The following is a 24,824-nucleotide window of genomic DNA, read 5'->3' on the forward strand; positions in this document are numbered from 1 at the left end:
ACCCGGGACGACCGGGCGGCCTCCCTTCCAGCTTGCACCCGGCGTCCTGACGGAGGAATCCCCGGAGGCCAGGGGCGGGGTGAGCGTGCGGCTGCCGCAGTCGCCCGTGGCGCCGCCGTCGGTGCGGTGAGGCCGGCTGCGCGTGCCCGTGCCGGCCTGCCGACCGTCCTGCCCGGCGGTGCGGGCCGCCGGCCGTCCGCGGGTCCTCGTCGCACCCGCTCCCCGTCAGCAGCCCACCCTGTCCTCGACGAGCTGTCCCTCGATCACGTTCGCGGCCCGCCGGGTGCCGCCCTCGGCGCGCACCTCGGACCACAGCCATGCCGAACGGGTGGCGACCTGCGGGTCACCGATGAGTTCCAGGAGGGCCGAACGCAACGCCGGCGCCGTGATGTCCGCGGCGTCGACCCGGCGGGCGACGCCCAGTTCGACGAGCCGGTCGGCGTGGAGGCCCTGGGCGGGCCCGTTCGGTACGGCGATCATCGGCACCCCGGCGTACAGGCCCTCACCGCAGCTGTCCACACCGGTGTGCGTCACCCACACATCGGCCTGCTCGAGGATCGTCGACGGCGTCCCCCACGGCCGCACTTCGAAGTTGGGGGGAACCCGCTCGGCCACCTCGCTGCCACCGCCCGTCTGCAGCACCACATGCCAGCCCGGGAGATCCGCGAACGCCGCCATGCACCGGTGGTGGACCTCCCGCGCTCCGAGGCTCCCGGAGCCGGCCAGTGAAACCAGCAGCACCTTCTGCACCCCGGCCGGCCGCATCCAGCCGTCCTGCTCCTGCCCGGCGCCGAAGCACGGGCCGACGAACGTCACCGCCTCGGTGTCGACCCGGTCCACATGCGGCTGCATGGCACGCGGGATCAGGGCCAGCACACGCCGCGGGCGGCCGGTGAACTCCTCCACGTTCGTGGTCGTCGCACCGCACCGCGTCAGCCAGGCGGCGAACCGCGCGCGGTGGGCGAGCCCTCCGGGCAACTGGGCGAAAGCCGCGCCCATCTCCTCCTGGGCCCCCTCCCAGGCCACGTGCGCCGAGGAGAGCTGGACGCAGCCGCGGCCCTGCGCCTCGGCCAGCGCGCGACCCGCGTGCGCGCCGGCGTCGTAGAGGTACAGGTCGGCGGGATCGCCGTCGTACGCGGCGCGCAGCTGGGGGAGTACGGCCATCGCCTCGTCGAGGAAGAGGGAGGCGGAGGCGATGGGGTCCCGCGGCCAGTCGCGCTCGGCGACCGGAAGAGTGGACGTGATGCCGACCAGCTCGGCGCCGGTGGGAGTGATCAGCTCGGCGACGGAGGCGGCGGTGGCGTACGTGACGCGATGACCACGGGCCACCAGCTCACGGATGATCTCCAGGCTGGGCAGCACATGGCCGGCCAGAGGCGTGCCGATCATGGCGATATGGGCAGGACGGGGCATATCCGGACTTCCTTGGATAGGGGTCTACGTCACGGAAACGCCGAGGAGCCCGACGGGGAAACGCAGCCCTCGGACCGAACCGCCCCCACGCCGCGTCGGCCGGCTTCTACGCCGGCTCGGTCGGCTGCCCGGCGGCCTCGTGATCGCCGGCGCTGACCAGCCCTGTCTCGTAGGCGACGATGACGGCCTGGACACGGTCACGGAGTGCGAGCTTGGCAAGGATGCGGGCGACGTGCGTCTTGACGGTCGTCTCGGCCAGGTGGAGGCGGGCGGCGAGTTCGGTGTTGCTCAGCCCGCGGGCCAGGAGGCCGAAGACCTCCAGTTCGCGCGGGGTGAGCGAGGCGAGGTCGCGGTGGAGGGCGGCGTCGCCGCTGCCGCGCTGGGTGCCGTGCCGGTGTTCGGTTGCGGCGAACCGCTCCACGAGACGGCGGGTGATGGCGGGCGCGAGGAGAGCGTCGCCGGTACGGACCGTGCGGACGGCCGCGGTCAGCTGCTCAGGAGTGACGTCCTTGAGGAGGAAGCCACTGGCCCCGGCGGACAGGGCCGCGTAGACGTACCGGTCGAGGTCGAAGGTGGTCAGGATGATGACGCGGGGCTCGCCGGGGGCGCCGCCGAGGATGCGGCGGGTGGCCTCCAGACCGTCCATCTCGGGCATCCGGACGTCCATCAGGACCACGTCGGGACGGGTGCGGCGGACCGCGTCGACCGCTTCGATCCCGTTGGTCGCCTCGGCCACGACGTCGATGCCGTCGGCGCCGAGGATCAGTCGGAAGCCGGTGCGGACCAGGGTCTGGTCGTCGGCGAGGAGCACCCGCAGCGGCTCGGTCACGGTGTCTCCAAGGGGATCAGGGCCTCCACACGGAAGCCACCGGTCAGGCGTCGGCCGGTGTTCAGGGTTCCGTCGTAGACGGCGAGGCGCTCACGCAGACCGATCAGGCCCCTGCCGCTCCCGGCGGTCCCGACCGGGTGCCCACCGGTGTCGGTGACTTCCACCCGGAGCCGCTGCGGGCCGTACTCGACGGTCACGGCGGCGGTGGCGCCGGACGCGTGCTTCACGGTGTTGGTCAGGGCTTCCTGGACCACGCGGTACGCGGCGAGTTCAAGGCCGGGCGGGAGCGGACGGGGCTCGCCGGTCACCGTCAGGCCGACCGGCACTCCGGTGTCCCGGACCCGTCCGACCAGCCTGTGAAGTTGGTCCAGGCCGGGTTGCGGGGCCAACGCGGCGGCCGTGTCGGCCAGGTCTGCACCGGTGTGCGTCCCCTCGCCCTCGTCGGCCGGGGTGAGCAGTCCCATGACGTGGCGCAGCTCGGTCATCGCCGCCCGCCCGCCGGCCTCGACGGCGAGCAGCGCCTCGCCGGCCTGCTCGGGGGAGGTCTTCATGATCTTGCGGGCGGCGCCCGCCTGAATGATCATCACGCTGACGTTGTGCGTGACGACGTCGTGCAGTTCGCGGGCGATCCTGGCCCGCTCGTGCTCGACCGCCCGGCGCAGCGCCTCGGCCTGTTCACGTTCCAGGGCGGAGAGCCGGGCGCGGCCCTCGTCGGTTCGGAGTTTCCAGGTGCGCAGTCCGACGGCGGCCACGGACATCGGGATCAGGATCAGCAGCGCGATGTATGCGTTGGGGACGATCGGTGTCACCGAGTTCCCCGAGGTGCCGATCAGGACGACCGACACCGGCAGCGCCGCCAGGGTCGCCACCCGGTACGGGCTGTACACGGCGGCGCTGTAGACGGCGATGACGAACGCGTAGAAGGTCAGCCGCATCACGCTCTGCGGGGTCGCGAGGGTCGCGGCCGTCACGACGCACAGCACGGCGAGCGGGTAGCGGCGGCGCAGCGCCAGGGCACCCGAGGCGATGACCGCGAGGGTCACCATGAAGGCCGCCCCGCCCGGGCCGGACGGTCGCGGCATCACGTACTGCACGCCGGGTGCGATCTCCCGCACCACGACGACGTCGACGTTGTCGATGCCGTAGTAGACGGTGGCGACTCCGAGTACCAGTGCCACCACCGCGTCGAACTGCCAGGCGCGCCGGGTGGGCCGCGCCGGCGGGCCGCTCGGGAGGCCGGCGTCGCGGACCGCCCGGCGGGCGGCTTCCCGCAGCCGGCGCAGCGTCGCACGTAAGTCCGTCACCGGCTCATTGTCGCCGCCGCGCCGATCCGCGGAGTCCGTCCCGGCGGTCATTTCCGCCCCACCGGATACACCACCCGCCTACATCGCAGGGATGACGTTCCCGGGGCTCGTCCCGGCGCGGTACCGCGATGGGTCCGGGCGGGGGACGCGTGCGGGCCGGGTCCGCTCCTAGCGTTCAGGCAGCCGACTGCCTGTGATCGAGGAGCCTTTCATGACCATGCCGGTGCTCGAACTGCGCGAGGTGAGCCGTCGGTACGACGACGGCCCGCCCGCTCTGCACGAGGTGTCGCTGACCGTGCAGCCCGGCGAAGCCGTCGCGATCCTCGGCCCCTCCGGCAGCGGCAAGTCCACCCTGCTCAATCTGATCGCGGGCCTCGACCGGCCCGACGCGGGGACCGTCACCGTGGACGGGGTGCGGGTGGACCGGCTGGGCGAAGCCGGATCGGCGCTCCACCGGCGGTCGAGGATCGGCATGGTCTTCCAGTTCTTCAACCTGCTCGACGATCTGACCGTCACCGACAACGTCGTCCTGCCCGCGCGTCTTGCGGGTATGGCACGGGCCGAGGCAGCCCGCCGGGCGGCGGAACTGATGGAACTGCTGGGCATCGACCGGCATGCCCGTGCCTACCCGGGGCGGCTGTCCGGCGGCGAGCGGCAGCGCGTCGCGGTGGCCCGGGCGCTGATGAACCGGCCGGCACTGATCCTGGCCGACGAGCCGACCGGGGCACTGGACACGGCCGCGGGGCAGGACGTCAGCAGGCTCCTCGCCAGCCTCAATGGTGAGGGCCAGACCGTCGTCGTGGTCACCCACGACCTGGCTCTGGCCCGGTCCTGCACCCACCGTACGGTCCGGATCGCCGACGGCCGGATCACCGAAGACGTCCGGTCGCAGGACATCGGGCCACAGGACATCGGGCGACAGGACATCGCGCGACAGGACATCGGGCGACAGGACATCGGGCCACAGGACCTCCGGTCGCAGAACGACGGCTCGCGGGCCCTCGGCTCACAGGCCCTCGGCTCACAGGTCGTCACCCCCAAGGCCGTCCGATGAGCGCGCTCGGCAAGGTGGTGCGCTCGGGGGTGGGGCGACGCCGGGTGCAGACGCTGGTGATCGGGCTCGCCACGATGATGGCGGTGGCCGCCTCCGTCCTCGGCGGAACGCTGCTCGTGGTGTCCGGCGCGCCCTTCGACGACGCCTTCGCCGAGCAGCACGGCGCGCATCTGTCCATGCGGTTCGACGCGGGCAAGGTGAGTGCCGGGCAGCTGTCGAAGTCCAGGGACGCCGAAGGGATGAGCAGCGCGGCCGGGCCGTTCCGCGCGGTGACGGTCACCCCGCGGTCGGGTGAGGCGGGCCCCGGGTGGCCGATGACCGTGGTCGGCCGGGGCGATCCCGGCCGGGACGTGGACGAGGTGGCACTGCTCGACGGGCGGTGGCCAAGGCGCTCCGGCGAGATCGTGCTGTCCGCCGACTCCTCGCTGATCCCGGCCATGGGCACGGAGGTCGCCTTCCCCGGTCTGCCCGGCCGTCCGGCGCTGACGGTGGTCGGTGTGGCCCGCTCGGTCACGCGGACCGCCGACGCCTGGGTGGTGCCGTCCCAGATGCCCGCGCTCACCGCACCCGGCAGCGGCGGCTACCAGATGCTCTACCGCTTCACCGACGCGGGCACAGCCGCGCGGATCACCGCGGGCGGCAGCGCCGTGACGCGGTCCCTGCCGCCGGGATCGGCAGTCGGCGAGCAGTCATGGCTCACCGTGCGCAAGTCCGCCGAGCGGGACACCGCCCTCTACGTTCCGTTCCTGGCCGCGTTCGGCGCCCTGGGCCTGGTCATGTCCGTGCTCATCGTCGGCAACGTCGTGGCGTCGGCCGTCGGCACCGCCGCGCGTCGTATCGGCATCCTCAAGGCCGTCGGCTTCACCCCGGCCCAGGTCGTGCGGGCCTACGTGGGCCAGGCGCTGATCCCGGCCGCCGTCGGCACGGTCCTCGGTGTCCTCGCCGGCCACCTGCTCGCCGTCCCGGTACTGGCCGAGGCCCAGGAGGTCTACGGCACCTCGTCCTTGGCCGTCACCCCCTGGGTCGACCTGGCGGTGATCGCCGGGGTGCTCGGCCTCGTGGCGGCGACCGCGTGGGCGAGTGCCTGGCGGGCCGGCCGGCTGCGTACGGTCGACGCGCTCGCCGTCGGGCGCACCGCTTCGGCGAGGCGCGGCCGGTGGGCGGTCCGCCTGGCCGGACGGCTGCCGCTGCCGCAGCCGGTCGCGCTGGGCCTGGCCCGGCCCTTCGCGCGGCCCGTTCGCGCGCTGGCCATGGGCACGGCGATCCTGTTCGGCACCGTCGCCGTCACGTTCACCGTGGGGATGGGCGCCTCGCTCGGCCAGGTGATGAAAGCCAAAGCCCACGACGCCGCCGATGTCGTCGTCCCCCCGCCCCCGCCGGACTTCGGACCCGGGGGTCCCGCCCCCGTGAAGCGGCCCGAGGCCGATCCCGCCGCGGTCGTCGCGCGCATGGAGGCCGTCGCCGGAACCGGGAAGTACTACAGCGCCTCGACGGTACGGGCGGCCGTGTCCGGCCTGACCGGCATCGTCGACGTGATCGCCTTCACCGGCGACGCTTCCTGGGGCGGCTACACGATGGTCTCGGGCCGCTGGATCGACAAGCCGGGCGAGGCCGTGGTCCCGACCCCCTTCCTGACCACCACCGGCACCCGCGTCGGTGACACCGTCACCCTGAACGGCCTGGCCGAACCGGTCACGGCCCGGATCGTCGGCGAGGTCCTCGACCCCCGCAACGACGGCATGCAGGTCTTCACCGATGCCTCGACCCTCTCGGCCGCCCATCCCGACCTGACGGAGACGAGTCATCACATCGCGCTCACGGCAGGCACCGACGTGACCGGCTACGTCGACGAGCTGAACAGGAAGTTGGCCCCGCTGGGGGCCACCGCTCGGGCAGGCGGCCTCGACACCGGCGGCGACATGGTCGTCACGCTCAACACGCTGTCCCTGATCCTCACGCTGATGCTCGTCGCCGTCGCCGCGCTCGGCGTGCTGAACGGCGTGCTGCTCGACACCCGTGAACGGGTCCGGGAGATCGGTGTCCACAAGGCGCTCGGCATGACCCCCCGGCAGACCGTCACGATGGTCCTCACCTCGGTCATCGTGACCGGACTGGTCGCGGGCACTGTGGGCGTGCCGCTCGGCGTGACCCTGCACGGCTGGGTCGTGCCCGCGATGGGCGACAGTGTGGGGCTCCGCCTCCCCGGTTCCGTCATCGCCGTCTACGACGTGGCCGAACTGCTCCCCCTCGCACTCGGCGGCCTGCTCATCGCCGCCCTGGGCGCACTCCCACCCGCCGGCTGGGCCGCCGGTGCCCGCACCGCGACCGCTCTGCGCACCGAATAGCAGGCCGGGGGGCTGCGCCTGCGGCAGGTCGGCGAAGCAACCTGGCCAGGCCCGGCTCCGCCGGTCGTGCGGACCGCGTATGCGATCTTGAGGGCCACGAGCAGCCCATGGCAGGCTCACGCCGCTGCCCCGCTGCCCCGCTGCCCCGCTGCCCCGCTGCCCCGCTGCCCCGCTGCCCCGCTGCCCCGCTGCCCCGCTGCCCCGCTGCCCCCGTCGCTCGGGACTCCGCCCGCCACCGCGCATCGCAGCTTCACGGCAGGGAGGAGGGAGTACGGCAGCCGGTGGCGGACGAGACGGATCTGCGTGCGGCGCCTTCCCCGCCGCACGCGACCGCTGATCACCACGGACAGCAAAAGGCCCAGGTCGCTGCGGGGACGACCGGGCGGCCGGGCGGCAAGGCGCCCAGGCCCCCCGCGTCACCCCCGCGAGCCTGCGCGCGTCCTCACACCACGGCGCCTGAATCCCGCGCCCGCCCGCCTCGCTCCAGCGGACCGCGCGCCCCGCTGTCCTGGCTGCGCCCGGGGCGCACCGGCGGCGCGGGGTGGCTGCCCTCCAGCTGCACGGCGATCGGCACGGCGGTGAACACCGTCGACGCCATGCCGATCACCACGCCGGCGATCAGCGCCACCGAGAAGTCGGCGAGCGAGTCACCGCCGAGTACGGCCAGGGCCGCCAGGATGAACAGCGCGCCCATACCGGTGTTCACCGTGCGCGGCAGCGTCTGGACGACGGCCTTGTTCGCGGTGGTCTCCAGGTCCGCCGCCGGTTCGCGGCGGCGCGCCTCGCGCACCCGGTCGAAGACCACGACGGTGTCGTTGACGGAGTACCCGATGACCGTGAGGAGGGCCGCCAGGAAGACGCTGTCGACGGGCTTGCCGAGCCAGGCGAACAGGCCCACCACCAGCAGCACGTCATGCACCATGGCCGAGACCGCCGCGGCGGCGAACGTCCACCGGAACCGCACGCTGAGGTAGATCAACTGGGCCGCGACGGCGATGCCGAGCGCGATGAGCGCGTGCCGGCGCAGTTCGTCGCCGAGACTCGGGCCGATCAACTCGTCCCGCTCGACGGTGACCTCGCCGCCCTCCTTCGCCAGCGCCGTTCTGATCGTGTGCTGCTCGTCGTTGCTCAGCTCACCGGTGCGTACCGAGATGTCCCCGTTCCCCGACTCCTGCACCACCGCGCGCGGGAACCCGGCGTCGGTGACGGCCGCCCGCGCCGCGTCCACGTCCACGGGCCTGCTGGTGCTGTACTCCACCAGGCGCCCGCCGGTGAACTCCACCCCGAAGTCCAGTCCGCGCAGGCCGATCCCGGCGACGGCGACCACGATCAGCAGCGCACTGAGGCCGAGCCAGCGGCGCCGGTGGTGCACCAGGCGGGGCCTGCGCTGCGCGAGCCAGGCACGCACGCGGCCGGTGGAGGTGATCCCGGTCAGGCCGGGCCGGTCCCGCACGAAGCGGCGCCGGATCGCGAAGTCGGCGAGGACCCGGGTGATCACCAGGGCCGAGATCATCGAGACGAGGACACCGATGGAGAGCGTGACGCCGAAGCCCTTGACGGGTCCGGTGGCGAAGAAGAAGAGCAGCCCGGCCGCGAGCAGCGTGGTCACATTCGAGTCGACCACCGCGCTCCAGGTCTTGGCGAAGCCGGTGCGCAGCGGCTTGTCCAGGTGCGCCGAGGCGGCCGGTGCCGACTTCAGGGCGCGGACTCCCGGATATTCCTCGCGGGCACGTTCGAAGACCAGCACGTTCGCGTCCACCGCCATGCCGATCGCCAGGACGAAACCGGCGAGTCCGGGCAGTGTCAGGGTCGCGCCCAGGGCGACCAGCGCGGCGTAGGAGATCAGCGCGTACAGCACGAGCGCGAGGGTGGCCAGGGCGCCCAGCAGCCGGTAGACGACGAGGATGAACAGCCCCGTCAGGGCGAGCCCGATGATCGCGGCCTGGGCGCTGGCGGCGATGGCGTCGGCACCGAGCGTGGGGCCGACGGTGCGCTGCTCCACGATCTCCACGGGCACCGGCAGCGCACCGCCCTTGACGAGCGCGGCCAGCTCGCGAGCCTCTTCCCGGTCGAAGTCGCCGGTGATCTGCGTGGAGCCGCCGGAGATGCCGACCTTGCACGCCACGTCCGCGTTGACGCCGGGTGCCGAGAGGACCTTGCCGTCCAGGACGATGGCGACACGCCGCTCCGGGGCGCCCTGCGGGGCACAGGCCGCCGCCCCGGTGATCCGTGCCCAGTCCTTGCCTGCTTGCCCGCGGAAGGTGAGGTTGACCGTCCAGCCCGACATCGTCTGCTGGTCGAGCACCGCCTCGGCGTCCTTGACGCCTTCGCCGGTGAGCGCGGTGGGCCCGAGTTCGAGATACGCCCCCTTCTGGTCGGGGTCGGCCAGGGTGCGCGAGCCGTCCTCGGCCGGCTCGCCCTTCTTCTCCTCCCGCTCGTCCGTCACGCCCCGCACCGGGTGGACGGTCAACTGCGCGGTGCGGCCGATGACGTCGGCGGCCTCGCGCGGATCCTGCAGGCCGGGCAGCTCGACGAAGATCCGCTGCTGCCCGGACCGGTACAGGGTCGGCTCGGACACGCCGAGCGCGTCGACCCGCTGGCGGAGCACCTCCAGGGCCCGCTGGGTCGATTCGGGATCGGCCTCGACGTCGGGTGAGTCCTTGGTCTCCAGGACGATCTGGGTGCCGCCGCGCAGGTCGAGGCCGAGGCGGGCGGACTGGGTGAGAGCGAAGAAGAGCGAGGCGGCGATCACACCTAGGGCGACGATCGCCCGCCACATGGGCGCGCGGGACATGAGTTCTCCACGATGGGCAGGCAGACGGAACCGACGTCTGCGCCGGGCGCGGAGGCGAACGGTCAGGCGTCGGTACGGACTTCGGTGCTCCATCGGGACGGCGGTCCGCGCGGCCGGCACACGTGCCCGCCCCGGCTCGCTCCCGCGGCCGCGACCACCACGGCGACGGCGGGCCCGCCGACAGCGCGGTGCGGGGCTGCGTCCCCGGTGCCGGGGCCCAGGAAGCCGTGGACCGGGTACGGCACGGCGGGGGTGTGGGCGTGGGGGAGCGCGAGGTGCGCCACGGTGACGGGCCGCTGCGCGTCGGCGGTCGCGGACGCCTGCGCGGTCGCCGTCGCGGCCGTGCCCGTCGAGGACAGGCGGGACGCCGACTTGGCCGACACCGGCAGCAGGAAGGTCAGGACCGCGAGCAGCGCGGAGAGCACGACGGCGGCCGGACGCGTGCGGTGTGCGCGGTGCTGCTGCACGCCCCTCGCCCCCCGGTCAAGTCGCCGTACGGAATCAGCAGTCGGGTGCTGCGAGCCGACGCTCGGCTCTTTGGCCGTCAATGACACGAACGCCGTCGGGCGCCGGGGGGTTCCCGACTCACCGCCGGATGCTGCTGTCGGCGGTGCTCGCCGGTGCGGTGGCACCAAAGTCGCGGGGCGGGGGAGGACGCGGCGGGGGTTCGCCCCTTTGTGTGCCGGCCAGGGCAGCCCGAGCTGGAACGGCCGCGACGGGGTGTGCCCGAAGGGGCCGCGCTTCGGGCTCGCCGCGGCCCGGGAGCAGCCGGGCCGCGGCGAGTGAGTGACCCGCGGGAGGGCTCAGCCGCCGGTGAGGGAGATGGCCAGGTCCGTGATGTTCAGGGGGAACTTGGACGTGACGGCGTCGGACACGAGCGTGGCCTCGCCGGTGAAGAGGTTGACGCTGTAGAGGGAGGGCCTGTTGGCGCCGGAGGCGGTGAGAGTGGCGAAGGCGGCGTTGCTGACCGTCTTGCCGCCCGACAGGGTGCTGAAGACGTCCATGCCCGCGTTGATCTGCGCGTCGATGCCGAGGCTGCCGGTCGGCGCCAGCGTGCCGTTGTTGGCCGGGGACTGGATGACGACCTGGTCGCTGGTCGTGTTGATGTCGAACAGCGTGGTCGCGGTGGTCCCGTTGAGGTCGTTGTTCGTGTAGGCGGCGGCGGAGACGCCCTTGGTCGTGCCCTCGGTCGGCGGGGTGGTGAGGTTCAGGTCCTGGATGGTCGTGTGGTCGTTGAGGTTGTGCCGCAGGTTCTGGCCATTGTCGCTGATCACACGCAGCCGGTCGGCGGCCGGGTTGAAGTCGACGCCGAAGTTCGTGCCGTTCAGCGAGTACTGGAGCTGGGACACCTTGGTGATCACGACGTCCGTGGTGGCCGGCGGGGTCTTGATCGTGTAGATGCCGCCCTTGTCGCCGACGCCGTACATCAGGCCGTTCTGCACCCGGAAGTCGATGCCGATCAGAGCCGTGTCGCCACTGAGCCCGATGACGTCCCTGACCCAGTCGAGCACGTTCGGCCGGTCGGTGGTGAACGTGGCCATCTGGGTGCCGTCACCGGTGATCCCGAACGCGCGCAGGCCGGGAGTGGCGGCGGGAGCGGCCGAGCCGCTGCCCGGCGCGCTCAGGATGAGGGCTGTCGACGTGGCCATGACCGCCACCGCTGCCGCGATTCTCTTTCCCGTCCGTACTTTCATCGGTGTTTCCCTCCCGTTTGACAAGCACCATTGAGTGGCGCTCGGATGAGAGATTCCCGTACCGATTCCCGCGCTGATCCGGAGTGGTGGCCGGAATGAATGCTGACGCGTTCCCCCACGGGCCGGTACGCGGTTCCCATTAAGGCCAGTTCACAGTGCCTCCACAAGTGGAACGGGCGACAGGAATGCCCTGATCCAGGGATTTTGCGCACTGTGACAAAGTGCCCCAGACACGGTCGTCTCCGATGTGCGCAGAGTGATAAATACCGTCCGGATTTCCCCTGCCGGATTCTTCGGCCGAAATGGGATGCTCGCGCCCATGGGGAGCTTCTTCGCCGAGTTGGCCCGGCAGGCGTCGGCCAACGCGCGCCGGGAGGTCGAGGCGTACGCGCGCGAGATCCCGGAGTTCGGTTTCCTGGACACGGACTCCCGGGCACGGGCCGAGACGCTGGAGTACGCGCTGTGGCTGCGCCGCCGTACAGTGGAACTGTCGCCGGACAGCAGCGAATTGAGCGACGACGACCTCGGCTGCATCACGGCGATGGGCGAGTCGCGGGCCACAGCGGGGATGTCGCTGGATGCGCGGCAGCGGGTCCTGCGACTGCACACGTCACTCATGCTGCGCGAGATCAACGAAGCGACCGAAGCTCAGCGCGGTGCCGGCGTCGATGAACTCATGCGGATGATGAGCTGGTTCGCCCCGCAGGGAGAACGCGGTATCCGTGCCTACAGTCAGGGATTCGTGACGGCGCTGCGACACCGTCTGCCGTACGTCGAGCAGGCCGCCCTGCTGACCCGGTCGTTGCTGAACGACGACCCGATATCGGCGGAACTCGCTTCGGCCCTGGGCATGGAACTGCCCGAGCACTGCGCGGTGACGGTGATCCGGGTGCCGGACCGTACACCCGGCGATCGAGGCCTGGAAAGCGAGATCGAGGCGCTGGTGCACACCCATCACGCGCCGATCATGTGGTGCCCGGGCAGGGGCAGCAGGAGCGGTGAGCTGATTGCCCTGATTCCCTTGCATCCCGCCGTACCCCCGAAGTCTTCGGGACCCGGTGCCGCCGAGACCGTGCAGCCGCACTCCGTACCCGACGTCGTGTCCGAGCTCGTACAGGACTTCGCCCAGGCTCTCGGTCGCCCCTGCGCCGCCGGCACGGCCACCTCACCGCTGTCCGAGGTTGCCGACGCCCTCGACCTGGCCCGGCGGATCAGCAGGGCGGCGCCGCTGCGACGGGCGTCCGCTCGGCTGCGGGCGCACACCCTGTCGGACGTGTTCGTCGAACTCGCCGTCGCCGACGCGCCGTTCGTCGACGAATGGCTCCACGCCGTGGGCCGGAGCCTGCAGGCCGGTCCGGACCTCCTTGTCACGCTCGACGCGTACTACCGCCACGACATGCACCGCGGCGCCACCGCGGCGGCCCTCAACGTCCACCCCCGCACCCTGGACTACCGCCTCCGCCGGGTGCGGGAACTCACCGGCATCGATCCCGGCTCGACGCGCGGCGTGCGCATTCTCAGCTCGGTCGTCACGCGGCGCCTGTCGGAGGCATGGCGCTGAACCGGGCGGTCATCCAGAGCCGAGACGCGTGCCGAGACCGGCATCGTCGTCTTCCTCGTCTTCCTCGTCTTCCTCGTCTTCCTCGTCTTCGTCGTCTTGGTCGTCTTCCCCGAACGGGTCGGCGTAGATCGAGAGAAGGTTGTCGTCGACCTTGTTGCCGACTTCGTCCTCCGTGAGCAGGATCCTCCGCAGTGCGTTCAGCGGGTACACGTAGCTGTCCGGGTCGCCGGGGGCGCCGACGCAGGGGTGATCGAGGGCGGAGGTCTCCGCGCCCGCGTCGAAGAAGGGCTCGAGCTGTCCGCTGACGAGGTCCGGGATGTACTTCCACACCATGCCCTTGTGGCGGCGGAACACTTCCCCGACGTACCAGATCGCGCCCTGGACGAAGGGTGTCATGCGCCGGTCGGTGATCTCCTCCATGCTGCTCGCGCTCTCCCGGACCAGGTCGTCCAGGACCGCCAGGGAGGCCGGTGAGAAGTCGAGGACGCCGGCGAAGGATGTCTGTGCGGCCCACGTGGTGTGAGCGCCCTCGCGTTCGGCGAGCCACGCGAGCAGGTCGGGGTGCCGGGTCGGGTCGTACGTCTCGTCAGCTTCGGTCATGCAGGCGAAGGTAACAGCCCCGACAGGCCGCCCCAACAGGCCCGCGTCTCCACATGGTTCTCACACAACAAGCCCATGGCCCAATGCATCTGACGGAGTGTCAGTGGCTAGGCTGACCGGCGGACGGGCGGCGCAAAACGGGGGCCCTGCCTCGCCCGCGTCCCTTTCATGTCCCATGGCCCCCACCAAGGGACACAGCTTTGAGTACACCGATACGAATCCGCCTGCGACGGCGTATGGGCTCATGCCTGGCGGTCGTCGCCTCGGCGGGGATGATGCTCGTCGGGCTACCCGCGAGCCCGGCCGTGGCGGCGCCGGGCGACTACGCGAAGGTGACCAGCGGCGGCCGGTGCGACAAGATGCACCTCGGCAGAACCTTCCCGCGGACCCCGGCGAATTCCGGAGCGCCGAGCGGACAGCACCACTGGACGCGGTCCGGCCCGGACGAAGAGTATTACTTCAACCTGGAGTTCAAGGGCTTCGAGAACGTCCCCGCCCCCACCCGCGCCGACCTGAACAGTGTCGGCAACACCGACGCCGACATCCGCAAGTGGGACAACGCGTACCGTGCGTCGAAGAGCGCCGAGGACATGAAGCGGGCCATCTGGGCTCGCTACGCCCGTTACCTCCAGGGCAGGCCGTCCCCGAAGCCCTTCGCCAAGTGGGTGCCGCAGAACCTGATCGGCGCCCAGCACTCCCGGGAGAAGGGAGGCGTCTTCGAGCGCAAGACCGTCCAGGACTACCGTCTCATCGGCCCCGACTGGCTGTGTGAGGTGACCGTCGAGATCTTCGACAAGGACGGCAACAAGATCGCCTCCCGCCGGTATGACGCCTACAACCAGCGCACCGGTGACCTCGGTGAGTTCAAGGCCGACGGCAAGCGCAAGCCGGGCCAGTTCACGAACGACAAGATCATCCTGCGGCACAAGGACGCGAAGTACGACTTCACTAAGTCGCGGTTCACCATGTTCGCCGGGGAGAAGCCCAACGGGGCCACCGTCCGCGCATACAAATCGGAGAACGCAAAGCTCCGGGGCGAGCGCGGCACCGGCAACAACCCGATCCGGATCGCCGAGCGTCGCGCCACGGCCAAGGGGCTGTGGCCGCAGACGAAGTACACGAAGTCCTACCCGGTGTTCAACCCCAGGCCGAACACCGGCACGCAGGGGCCGATCAACTCCATCGCCTACGGGTCGGGGAAGAACCCGGCCGAGGCGAAGCAGATCCAGCAGCAGCACAACCAGGCCAACACCCGCGGCGTCCTCGGCCGCGGCCCGGGTGGCGTCGACTTCTCCACCCTTGAACTCCAGTACGTCGGCAACCCCGTCAAGGGCAAGGGACTCGACTACAGCATGAAGGCCGACTTCATGCCCGACGAGGACACCGAACCCGGCTGGGGCGGTCAGGCGAAGCTGGAACTCGCCTCCGATGCCCTGTTCACATGGCTGGCGCTCACCCCGGACCGCATGTGGGTGAACCTGAACCCGGACCAGCCCGACACGATCATGGACAAGAACTTCGGGGAGACCGACACCGGCCGTGTCCTCCTCGAAGCCGACATGGAGATGAAGCGGGACTTCTCCCGCGCCATGAACCCCGAGGTCTCGCCCGGCAAGGAGTTCATGAACGCCGCTCCGAAGGTCGACGGGGTTCCGTGCTGGGGATCCGGCCGCAACTGGATCGTGCCCGGCCGGGCGAAGGTCCGCGAGCAGGACGGCGGCATCTACATCCTGGACGCGCCGCTGAAGGTCAACCACGCGGCGATGGACTTCGACACCCCCGTCCAGGGTGAGGACTGCTCCAAGAAGCTGACCAAGGAGGAGAAGGAGTACAGCCACCGGCTGATCGACCGCTACCTCGTCCCCCACGTCCAGAAGCAGATCAACACCGAGAAGAAGTACGCCGACCTGCGCCGCGTCTACAAGTCCCGCGTCGCGGCCGAGTGGATCCGCGTCCAGGACGCGAAGAAGGCAACCGACTTCCGGCCCATCATCGACAGCAACAACCTGAAGCGGTGGCCGCTGCGCGGCGAGAACGCCGACTGGGACAAGCGGACCGTGTGGCAGGAGATGCGTAAGTCGTTCACCGAGGGCGACTTCACGTATGAGTGGCCTCTCGCCGACGGCCGCATCTACACCTTCTTCGTCGGCGGTGTCGACTTCGCGAAGGCGCCGAAGCGGAACATCTCCGGTGTGGAGTTCCAGCTCCAGCACCGCGAGCTGCCTCGTACGACCAAGGACTCCGTGCGCGCGGAGACCTCGGCCCGTGACACCGATACCGCGTTCCTCGGCGGGAACGGGGCCGCCGGCACCAGCGACGGCAAGCCGGATCCCACGCCCACGCCGACGCCGACCGGCTCCGGGAAGCCGGACCCGACACCGACGCCGACCGGCCCGGACCCGGATCCGACGCCGACCGGGACCGTTCCGGGTAAGCCCGACGACAACGCCCCGGACCCTGACGGCGACCTCGCCGACACCGGATCGGACACTCCCGTGGGGCTGATCTCCGCCCTCGCCGCGGCCGCGGTGGCGGCCGGTGCCGCACTCGTCTGGTGGCGCCGGCGCAGGGCTCGTGCCGGAGTCTGACGCACACGACGGCGCCCCACACCCGAGCATGCGGGGGTGGGGCGCCGTCGCGTTCGGGTGGCACACCCTCTACGTCGTCCACCGAAACTCGCCGGAGACCGAGGGGTGGACCACCTGTCTTCGTCAGGCCGCGGCGCCGCTGGTCGGCTCACCAGGTTCTCGCGGCCGCCAGCAGGTGCTCGCGGACGAGTGTCACGTGTGGATTGGTGGAGCTGCCCGGGCGCTGGACGAGGTAGGAGGTGTTGATCGGCGGGTCCTCCGGCTCGTGCAGCAGATCGAGGGCGCCGGAGGCGAGTTCGGCACGGCACAGATAGCTGGGCAGGACGCTCCAGCCGGCGCCCACGGTGACGGCGGTGAGGACGCTGCGCAGGTCGGGGACGGTGATCGCGGCCTCGGCGTGCAGACGGCGGTCGAAGACGTGGCGCCAGTAGCGGCGGGCGATGGGCAGATCCTCGGCGTAGGCGATCAGCGGGAGGCTCTCCAGGGCAGTGGGCAGCTCCTGCCCTTTGAGTCGTTCTGCCCATACCGGTGCGGCGACCAGGACGAACTCCTCGTCGCCGAGGAGTTCGGCGTGCAGCGTCCGGCCACGGGGCCGCCGGGTGGCGACGACGAGGTCGTGGCGCCCGGCCCGCAGTTCTTCGAGCAGTGACTCGGTCAGCCCGGTGGCCACCCGCAGCCGGACGCCCTGCGCGACCAGCTGGGCCAGCACCGTGAGGCCGAGAGTGCCCAGGAACTCCGCGGGTCCCGCCAGATGGACAGGCGCCACGGTGCTGCTCGGTTCCTCGCCGGTGATGACGGCCAGCTGGTCGAGGGGCGCCGACAGCCGGGCGGCGAGTTCGTCCGCGTGGGGCAGCGGGGTGACGCCTTGCGCCCGGCGTTCGAACAGCTCGCGGCCCAGGCGTCGCTCCAGTGCCCGGATGTGCGTGGTGACGGTGGACTGCGACAGGCTCAGCCAGCGGGCCGCGGCGGTGAAGGAGCCCAGGCGGTGCACCGCGAGGAAGGTGCGCAGCAGATTCAGGTCCAGCGGACCGGACCCGTGAATGTCGTGATCGCTCACGGCTTCGAGCCTACGAGGTGGGCAGGCCGGCCAGGTGCCGTATGTCCCCGGGCCAGGCATCGGTTCTTCGATACCCGCCATCGGTGTCTTCATTGGCGCCGATACATCAACGGCTTTAGCTTCGAAACCACGGGCCGCCCTGGAGACGAGGGAGAAGTGAGACGGAGAAGGATTCTTGCGGTCGTGACCAATCAGGCCACCTACGGGGCGAGCCACCACCGGACCGGACTGTGGCTGGGCGAGCTCGTCCATTTCTACGACAAGGCGGTGAAGGCCGGTCACGCGGTGGACGTGGTGAGCCCGGCGGGCGGCGAGGTGCCGCTCGACCCTCGTAGCCTCGGTCGCCTGTTCGTCGACCGAACGGTTCGCGGTCATCTCGACGACCAAGCCTTCATGGCCGCACTGAAAGCCACCCCCTCCATTGCCGACACAGATCCGGACGACTACTCCACGATCTTCTTCACGGGTGGTCACGGGACCATGTGGGACTTCCCCGACAGCGCCGACCTGCAGCGAACGGCCCAGGCCATCCACGCCGACGGCGGCATCGTCTCCTCGGTGTGCCACGGCGCCTGCGCCCTCATCAACCTCCGCGACCCCGACGGAAACCCCCTGGTACGGAACCGCACCGTCACCGGCTTCGCGACGGTCGAGGAACGCCTGGCCGGCGTGAAGAGCAGGGTGCCGTTCCTCCTGGAGGACGAACTGCGCGCGAAGGGCGCCAAGTATGTGCGCTCCCCTGTCCCGATGACGCCGCACGCCGTGCGCGACGGCCGCCTGATCACAGGCCAGAACCCGGTGTCCACCAAGGCCGTCAGCGACTTGATCCTCGCTGCCTTGGCCGGCACCGGACAACGCCCCAGCTGAACCCCGCTCTAGGAGACCCGAACCATGTCGAAGATCCTTTTCGTGATGACCGGCGCCGACCACTGGACGCTCGCCGACGGCACCAAGCACCCGACCGGCTTCTGGGCCGAGGAAGCCGTGACCCCGTACCAGGCGTTCACCTCCGCCGGCCACGAGATCGTCGTCGCCACGCCGGGCGGCGTCGTGCCGCCCTTGGACCAGGGAAGCCTGGCGCCGCAGTTCAACGGCGGCGAGGAGGGCGCGAAGGAGATGGCGGACGCCCTCGCCTCGATCAGCGAGATCCAGCGCCCCATCAGGCTGGAGGACGTCGACCTCGACGACTACGCCGCCGTCTTCTACCCCGGTGGCCACGGCCCGATGGAGGACCTGGCCGTCGACACCACCTCCGGCAAGCTCCTCGTCGACACCCTCGCCTCGGGCAAGCCGCTCGGCGTGGTCTGCCACGCCCCGGCCGCGCTGCTGGCAGCGACCGAGGCCGACGGCGGCAACGCCTTCGCCGGTTACCGGCTCACCGGCTTCAGCAACGCCGAGGAGATCCAGGGGGGCTTGGCGGCAGGCGCCAAGTGGCTGCTCCAGGACCGCCTGGCCGAGATCGGCGCGGACTACCAGCAGGGCGAACCGTGGGCCCCGAACGTGGTCGTCGACCGCAATCTGGTCACCGGTCAGAACCCCGCCTCCGCCGGGCCCGCCGCAGCGGAAATGCTCAAGAAGCTGGCCTGACCCACGGCTTCGGGACGACCGTCCCCGGCGCGTCCTGAAGGGGCGGCGCTCGGTACTCCGGTCGCAGACGGTGTTCGCGTCGGTCGTCGGGCGGCGTTGTGGGGGCGGCGAACAGCCGCTGGATCTCGTTGCAGGTGAGTGCGATCAGCCCAGCAGGGACAGGGTGGCCGCGGTGCTCGCCGACGCGGACGACGGCGAGGAAGGCATGCGCGAGCATGGCCGGGGTGACCCAGCGCGGCCAAGGGGTGCAGCGGCGGACTTGGTGCCGTCGGTCACCCCTTGGCGGCACCGGCTCCTGCCCCGGGGGACCTGCCGCCCAGCCCCGGGATCAGCACCGCCGCCACCGCCAGGTGCATCAGAGCGAGGCAGACCCGGGTGCCGCCGTCCATGCCGTCACCGATGAACGGCAGGAAGGACACGGCCAGTACGGCGCCGGCCACCCAGGTCCAGATGGCGCGGGCACGCCGTACCCCGAACCGCTCCAGGGCGGCCAGCAGTAACCAGCCGGAGAGCGACGCGAGCAGTGCGACGACCGCTACGGGCGCGGCGCCGATGTCGAGCGTCTGCTCACCGTCGGCGATCCGCAGCCGGTGTCTCAGCAGTGGGTCCGCGACCAGCCACACCAGGACGGGGGCCAGGACGGCCAGGACCGTAACCCTCAGGCGCCTTCTCCGCGCGCTCACTTGGCGCCCCCGGAGAGCGCCCCGTGCAGGAAGACCTCCGCCAGCTCCTGCGAGGTCAGGTCGGGCTCGTCCTCCGTACGCGGCTGGGTGAAGAGCAACCCGAAGAAGAGGGCCGCGATCTGCTCCGGCGGCCGCCGCAGGGCGGCCTTGTCGGGCTCCAGCAGTTCCGCCAGAGCCGCGCGGATACGGGCCGTCGACTCGTCGCGGCCCGCGCCGCGCACCGTGCCGGGGTGCTTGCCGCCGTGATGCCCCAGCGACCCGATGATCGCGCCCATCCTGGACATGTGCGCCTGCAGCGCTTCGGCCGCCTCCGCGAGCCGGTCGGGCAGCGGCTGGGATACGTCGATCGCGCCCAGCTCGCGGATCGCGTGCTCGGGGGAGAGGGCCTCCGCGATGCAGGCCTGCAACAGCTCGTCCTTGTCGGCGAAGACCCGGAAGATCGTGCCCTCACCGATGCCCGCGGCGCGGGCGATCTTCGCGGTCGTCACCGCGGCGCCGTACTCGGTGATCAGCGGGATCGCGGTGCGGATGATCATTTCGCGGCGCTGCTCCGGCGACATGCCGGGGGCGCGGCGGCGAGTGGTCTGGTTCTCCTTGGGTGCTGCCATGACCACGAGAGTACGGAGTGAGTACTCACTCCGTCAATGAGTGAGTACTCACTCCGATCGCCTTCCCTGAACTCGATACGGTCAGTGTGAGGCCGCTCCCACGCTGCTCACCCAGACGCGGAAGGGCACCGACTCCGGCTCGACCAGCGTGTGCTCCGCGGGGTCCTGCACATCACCCAGGTCCGCCCAAGCGATGACAGCGGGCTCACTGTTGGTCAGGAACTCCTCGACGATCTGCCCAAGATCGTCAGATGGGACGTGGGCGCCGCCGAACGGCAACTCATCCGGGGCCACGGACCCGGTCGAGCACCTGAGCTGCCCGGCTTGCTCGTCGTGCCACACATAGAACGTTGCCACACCGGAAAAGCCCAGCTCATGGATGCGGACCCGGATGGCTGAAGCAGTCCGCTCGAACGCGGCCACCACGTCGGAGACGGACAGCGACCTCCTGTCCTCGTCCTCCGCGCTCAGCCGCCAGGTGTTGGTCTTCCACTCCAACTGCCGATCAGCGGGTTGCAGTACCAAGGACTCATCCGCCACCTCGGCGATCCATGTCAGCAGCACCGCGGAAGTGTCCCCCGAGTTCGGACCTCAAGACCACCGTGAGAAGACCTCGTCTGCGCCCTGGTGGCCATGGGCGACACGAGCCGGGCCCTCCGAGCCGCGCGCCCCCTCATGGAGGCAGCCCGCGCCCACAGTCGCCAGGACCGCCTCGCCGACGTATGCCGCGCCCTTCATCAGGCCGGGGCCCGTCGGCGTCAGTCCCTGCAGGTCGGCTCGGCCTTGGCGGCCACCACGAGGTCGACGGCCCCGGCGCTGCGGTGCTGTCCGCGTTCCGCACCTCACTACCTCACTGTGCGATCCGCGATGTAGGCGAACGAGCCCCCGGTGTTATTGAATGAGGTGTGCGGTCAGGAATTTCGGGGCCCCGTCGCCGGGGTTCCGGTACGGCCCCGGCGCTGGGTCGGGGTGGGCGAGGGAGCTGAGAGAGCCGCATGGACTCCACGCCCTCCCCCTCGCCCTCGTCGCCGTTCGACATGGTCAGCAGCGCTTTGGGGAAGTACATCCCACGCGGCGGAGCGGCAGCGGCCGCCGGTTCCGACCTGCAGGAGGACAGCGCCGCCCGCCGACGCACACCCGCCGATCCGACCCCCGGCCGTCATGAGCAGATCCTCGGCGCGGTCAATCTGGACCGGGATCTGAGAATCACCCGCTGCAATCTGGACGCCCCCGTCTTCGCGGGGGTGGAGGCCGTGACCGGGAGCCCTTTCATCGATCTTCTGCCTCCCTGGGACGTACCGACGGTCACTCGGAGGTTGCGGCAGGTCCTGGAGACCGGTGAGCCGCACGTCGCCCGGGTCCAGCGCCTGCGGCGCAGCGACGGGTCGGAGCTGGTGGTCTCGATGAGCATCCTGCCCGCCGCGGCGCCTCAGGAGGGGCTGACCGTCTCGCTGATCGCCATGGCCAGGAGGCTGCACCTGTACGCCGCCGAAACCGTGATCGGCACCTCCCTGGACATCGGCGAGACCGCGCAGTCGCTGGCGGAGTCTCTGCTGGCCTGGGGAGACGTGACCGCCGTCGACCTCGACTTCGCCGTGTGGACGGGCGAGGCGATCACCGAGCACCCGCAGGGCCGTATCCGGCTGCGGCGGGCGGCCCTGGTGCCGGACCGGGCGTGGCCCGACGGCTACGTGACTCCGGGCGACGATCTTCCCAGCGATGCGAGTCGCTTGCTGTCGCGGGCGATACGGCGCGACGATGACGCGCAGGCCATCGTCATACCCGACCGGGAAGCGATCGAGCGGGTCCTCGGCAGTGCGCGGCTGGTGCGTGCCCTGGTGCCCGGCGACCAGGCGGCGGGTGTGGCGTGCATACCGCTGGTCCTGGACGGCGCGCCACCCGTCGTTCTGGGAGTGGCGGAGGTCTGGCGGCGGGCGGGCCACCCCTTCGAGGACAGCGAGCTGCTCGACCTGCAGGAGCTGGTGGCCAGGACCTCTCACCACGTCGACCTGGCCCGTCAGCACCAGCGCGAGCACACGCAGGTGCTGGCGTTGCAGCGCCGACTGCTGCCTCGGTCCGGCGGCGACACCATCGAAACGGCCAGCGTCTACCAGCCCGCCACCCCCGACAGCGCGGGCGTCGGCGGTGACTGGGTGAACAGTTTTCCGCTGCCGGACGGCCGTACCGCGCTGGTGGTCGGTGACGTCGTCGGGCACGGCCTGGGAGCCGCGGCGACCATGGGACAGCTGAGCATGGAGGCCCGCGCGCTGCTGTCCGCGGGGCTGGCGCCCGACGAGGTGCTGGAGCACCTGGACGAGACCGTGACACTGCTGGACGACACGGAGTCCGGGCTGGCGGCCGGTTACAGCGCCCTCGGGTCGACCTGCTGCATCGCCGTCTACGACCCGGTCAGCCACCGCGTGGCACTGTCCAGCGCCGGTCACCTCCCCCCTGTCCTGGTGCCCCCGGACGGGCATGCCGGGCCGGTCGCGGTACGCCCCCACCCCGGGCTGGGCGCCGAGTTCGCGCTGCGCGAGCCGTTCGACGTGCACGCCTTCGCCGTACCCCCGGGCTCACTGCTCGCCCTCTACACCGACGGTCTGGTGGAGGATCCCGCACTGTCGATCGACGAGGGCATCGAAAGGCTGGCGGACACCGTATCCACGGTGCACCCCTGGGATGCCCTGCCGCAGGCCGCGCGGCGCGTGGTCTCGGCGCTGGCGCCGGTGCACCGGCGCGACGACGTGACCCTGCTGCTCGCGCGCATGATCGGCTACCGCAAGGGGGACACCGCGACCTGGCGCCTTCCCGCCCGCGGCGACGCGGCCGTCCGGGCCCGCACGCTGGTCTCCGAGCTGCTGGGGCAGTGGCGCACCAGGGACGACACCCGGCACAGCGTGCTGCTGGTGGTCGACGAACTGGTCGCCAACGCGGTCCGCTTCGCCGAAGGACCCATCACGGTACGGCTGATCAGGACCGGTCACGGGCTGCTGTGTGAGGTGGGCGACACCGGCAACGGCAGGCCGCGGCTGGGCGGGGGCGGGCTCCTCGACGACAGCGGTCGTGGCTTGCGCGTCGTGCATGGACTCACCACCCGGTGGGGGGTGCGGTGGACCGACACCGGCAAGGTGGTCTGGGCGTCGGTCGACAGATGACGCGGCTGCGGGTGGGCCGGGCGGCGCGCGCCCGTCAGGCGGCGCCACCGGCGATACGGGCGGCGCGACCTCGCACTACAGCCACTTCCCTTCCAGGGCGGTGGCAGTGAGGCCCGGGGCCGCCGCGTAGAGGACGGCACGACTGCCCCGTTCCTGCCCGGCGTCGTACGCCCTCCGCATGATGTCGAACACGGCGGCGCCTCCGCGGTTGCCGCTGGTGTAGCCGTCCCGGCTGTGGTCCAGCAGCCCCGACGGCCACCCGCCGGGCATCGTCTGCTCCATGTACTCCAGCACTCGCGTCCCGCCGGGGTGCGCGAGCAGAACGTCGGGGTGCCAGGAGTCGGGGTCGTCCTGGTAACGCAGGCGCAGCCACTCCCACATCGCGGTGACCGTCTCCTGTACGGCGCGCGGCCCGCGCCGGTCCATCACGAAGTGGGTGCCGTCCTCCCGGGTCTCCAGGCGGTGCAGGTCCTGGGTGCCGGGCAGAGTGTGGTGCCAGGCGGCGTCCAGCCGCAGCATCGACTCGGGCCTCGGGCGGCCCGTGACCACCGCGGCGACCGCGGTGTCCGCGAACAGCAACCGGACGATCAGGGACTCCAGAGTGTCGTCCGCGGGCTGGTAGGTCGTGCTCAGTGCCTCCGCGATCACGACCAGGACCACCCGGTCGGGGTCCGCGGCCACGAGCTCCGCCGCCAGCGCCAGGGAGCGGGTCCCGGCTATGCAGGCCCACTGCGTGGCCGGCAGCAGCAGCACGTCGCCCCGGAGCGGGAGTCTGTTGGCCAGGGAGACGTCCAGCCCCGGCAGCGCAGGGGTGGTGGAGTGACTGGTGATCAGACAGTCGACGTCCGCGGCGTCCAGCCCGGCGATCTGCAGGGCTCCGCGCGCCGCACGCTCCCCGTAGGACTGCACGGCCGCCCAGGCCGGCGCGGTGCGCTCCTGGACGGTCTGCGGCGCGGGCATCGCCTCAAGTGCGGCGATCACCCGATCCACGTCCTGTTCGCTGAACCCGTCGCCGGCCAGCGCCTCTCGGGTCGGCCCCATGCCGGCAGCCGGCAGGCCGTTCCCGCTGCCAGGCGCGACGGCGGTCTCCAGCGGCAGCATCCACCCGCGGTTTTCGATGCCCGTACTGGCAGCGATGCCGTCGATCCGCGGCGCCCACGCCGCGTGCGGGTGCCGACCGCGCACCTCGTCCACGATCTGGCTGGTCTTCACGGTGTGCTCGCCGTGTATCACGGCAGGCGGGCACAGGTAAGCGGCCATGATTGGCACCTTTCTACGGGGGACGAGGCAGAACGTCATGAACGCCGCGGCATGGGCAACTTAGGTATGGCTGATCCAAATTGATGGCGTTGCGCTCTGCTTTGGGCTTCTGGACCCGTTTCGAGCATGGATGCCAAAGGGGCATTCACGCTGTGATCTGGGCAACTTGGGATGTTCTGCGGTACGTGACACCGCGCACACTGCTGCACAGCGGGCCGGCGCGGTCTCGCGCCTACCTGGCATGGCGTCAGCCCGAGGTGCGGAGGAGGCCAACACGGATGCCCGCCACGCA

18 protein-coding genes and 2 pseudogenes are annotated in these 24,824 nt (G+C 71.2%); 7 read left to right on the top strand and 13 right to left on the bottom strand.

The genetic code is table 11. The features are described from left to right. Window positions 1–225: 225 nt before the first annotated feature. From ACWCPI_RS25595 to ACWCPI_RS25605, 3 genes are all read right to left on the bottom strand, one after another. Window positions 226–1,413, bottom strand: coding sequence for a macrolide family glycosyltransferase (locus ACWCPI_RS25595; protein WP_451040323.1), 1,188 nt, complete (start codon window positions 1,411–1,413; stop codon window positions 226–228). 106 nt (window positions 1,414–1,519) lie between these two features. Further along, window positions 1,520–2,242, bottom strand: a complete 723-nt coding sequence (locus ACWCPI_RS25600) for a response regulator (protein WP_451040324.1) — start codon at window positions 2,240–2,242, stop codon at window positions 1,520–1,522. After that, entirely contained in the window at window positions 2,239–3,597 is a 1,359-nt protein-coding gene (locus tag ACWCPI_RS25605; protein ID WP_451040325.1) for a sensor histidine kinase, read from the bottom strand. The genes ACWCPI_RS25600 and ACWCPI_RS25605 overlap by 4 nt, the downstream gene beginning before the upstream one ends. A 160-nt stretch (window positions 3,598–3,757) precedes the next feature. On the opposite strand from ACWCPI_RS25605, the pseudogene ACWCPI_RS25610 reads away from it, so the two are divergent. Then, window positions 3,758–4,459 (top strand): annotated as a pseudogene (locus ACWCPI_RS25610) (ABC transporter ATP-binding protein); the annotation flags it as partial. A 137-nt stretch (window positions 4,460–4,596) separates the two neighbouring features. Next, complete coding sequence (locus ACWCPI_RS25615; RefSeq protein WP_451040326.1) at window positions 4,597–6,945, top strand: ABC transporter permease; 2,349 nt, start codon at window positions 4,597–4,599, stop codon at window positions 6,943–6,945. Window positions 6,946–7,387: 442 nt separating this feature from the next. Here ACWCPI_RS25615 and secD read toward each other — a convergent pair whose 3' ends face one another. The 3 genes from secD to ACWCPI_RS25630 all read right to left on the bottom strand — a co-directional run bounded on the left by secD (window position 7,388) and on the right by ACWCPI_RS25630 (window position 11,388). Then, entirely contained in the window at window positions 7,388–9,739 is a 2,352-nt protein-coding gene (secD, locus tag ACWCPI_RS25620; RefSeq protein ID WP_451040327.1) for a protein translocase subunit SecD, read from the bottom strand. A gap of 62 nt (window positions 9,740–9,801) precedes the next feature. Next, on the bottom strand, window positions 9,802–10,206 hold the full coding sequence (locus tag ACWCPI_RS25625) for a hypothetical protein (protein WP_451040328.1): 405 nt from the start codon (window positions 10,204–10,206) through the stop codon (window positions 9,802–9,804). A gap of 336 nt (window positions 10,207–10,542) precedes the next feature. Then, a complete protein-coding gene (locus tag ACWCPI_RS25630) occupies window positions 10,543–11,388 on the bottom strand; it encodes a DUF4394 domain-containing protein (protein ID WP_451040329.1) in 846 nt (281 codons plus the stop codon). Window positions 11,389–11,752: 364 nt separating this feature from the next. Here ACWCPI_RS25630 and ACWCPI_RS25635 point away from each other — a divergent pair, with 364 nt between their 5' ends. Continuing rightward, the gene (locus ACWCPI_RS25635; RefSeq protein WP_451040330.1) at window positions 11,753–12,994 is read left to right on the top strand and encodes a PucR family transcriptional regulator; all 1,242 of its coding nucleotides are present in this window, start codon (window positions 11,753–11,755) and stop codon (window positions 12,992–12,994) included. Window positions 12,995–13,003: 9 nt separating this feature from the next. Here ACWCPI_RS25635 and ACWCPI_RS25640 read toward each other — a convergent pair whose 3' ends face one another. Then, entirely contained in the window at window positions 13,004–13,594 is a 591-nt protein-coding gene (locus ACWCPI_RS25640) for a hypothetical protein (protein ID WP_451040331.1), read from the bottom strand. Window positions 13,595–13,830: 236 nt separating this feature from the next. Between ACWCPI_RS25640 and ACWCPI_RS25645 the strand changes: the two genes are divergently transcribed. Beyond that, on the top strand, window positions 13,831–16,182 hold the full coding sequence (locus ACWCPI_RS25645; protein WP_451040332.1) for a hypothetical protein: 2,352 nt from the start codon (window positions 13,831–13,833) through the stop codon (window positions 16,180–16,182). 148 nt (window positions 16,183–16,330) lie between these two features. On the opposite strand, the gene ACWCPI_RS25650 is transcribed toward ACWCPI_RS25645, so the two are convergent. Further along, entirely contained in the window at window positions 16,331–17,239 is a 909-nt protein-coding gene (locus ACWCPI_RS25650; protein WP_451040333.1) for a LysR family transcriptional regulator, read from the bottom strand. 183 nt (window positions 17,240–17,422) lie between these two features. Here ACWCPI_RS25650 and ACWCPI_RS25655 point away from each other — a divergent pair, with 183 nt between their 5' ends. Beyond that, a complete protein-coding gene (locus ACWCPI_RS25655) occupies window positions 17,423–18,106 on the top strand; it encodes a type 1 glutamine amidotransferase domain-containing protein (protein WP_451040334.1) in 684 nt (227 codons plus the stop codon). A gap of 24 nt (window positions 18,107–18,130) precedes the next feature. Continuing rightward, window positions 18,131–18,826, top strand: a complete 696-nt coding sequence (locus ACWCPI_RS25660; RefSeq protein WP_451040335.1) for a type 1 glutamine amidotransferase domain-containing protein — start codon at window positions 18,131–18,133, stop codon at window positions 18,824–18,826. On the opposite strand, the pseudogene ACWCPI_RS25665 reads toward ACWCPI_RS25660, so the two are convergent. The 4 genes and pseudogenes from ACWCPI_RS25665 to ACWCPI_RS25680 all read right to left on the bottom strand — a co-directional run. Further along, window positions 18,810–19,091: pseudogene (locus ACWCPI_RS25665) on the bottom strand (hypothetical protein); the annotation flags it as partial. The gene ACWCPI_RS25660 and the pseudogene ACWCPI_RS25665 sit on opposite strands and share 17 nt — an antisense overlap. A 7-nt stretch (window positions 19,092–19,098) precedes the next feature. After that, a complete protein-coding gene (locus ACWCPI_RS25670; RefSeq protein ID WP_451040336.1) occupies window positions 19,099–19,509 on the bottom strand; it encodes a DUF6069 family protein in 411 nt (136 codons plus the stop codon). Beyond that, window positions 19,506–20,117, bottom strand: coding sequence for a TetR/AcrR family transcriptional regulator (locus ACWCPI_RS25675; protein ID WP_451040337.1), 612 nt, complete (start codon window positions 20,115–20,117; stop codon window positions 19,506–19,508). The genes ACWCPI_RS25670 and ACWCPI_RS25675 overlap by 4 nt, the downstream gene beginning before the upstream one ends. Window positions 20,118–20,198: 81 nt before the next feature. Then, window positions 20,199–20,681 carry a hypothetical protein gene (locus tag ACWCPI_RS25680; protein WP_451040338.1) on the bottom strand — a complete coding sequence of 161 codons (483 nt, stop codon included), beginning with the start codon at window positions 20,679–20,681 and terminating at the stop codon, window positions 20,199–20,201. 431 nt (window positions 20,682–21,112) lie between these two features. Between ACWCPI_RS25680 and ACWCPI_RS25685 the strand changes: the two genes are divergently transcribed. Next, a complete protein-coding gene (locus ACWCPI_RS25685) occupies window positions 21,113–23,272 on the top strand; it encodes a SpoIIE family protein phosphatase (RefSeq protein WP_451040339.1) in 2,160 nt (719 codons plus the stop codon). Between the two features lie 75 nt (window positions 23,273–23,347). On the opposite strand, the gene ACWCPI_RS25690 is transcribed toward ACWCPI_RS25685, so the two are convergent. After that, on the bottom strand, window positions 23,348–24,532 hold the full coding sequence (locus ACWCPI_RS25690) for a type III polyketide synthase (protein WP_451040340.1): 1,185 nt from the start codon (window positions 24,530–24,532) through the stop codon (window positions 23,348–23,350). Window positions 24,533–24,824 lie beyond the last annotated feature (292 nt).

Source organism: Streptomyces sp. NPDC001920, from assembly GCF_053594495.1.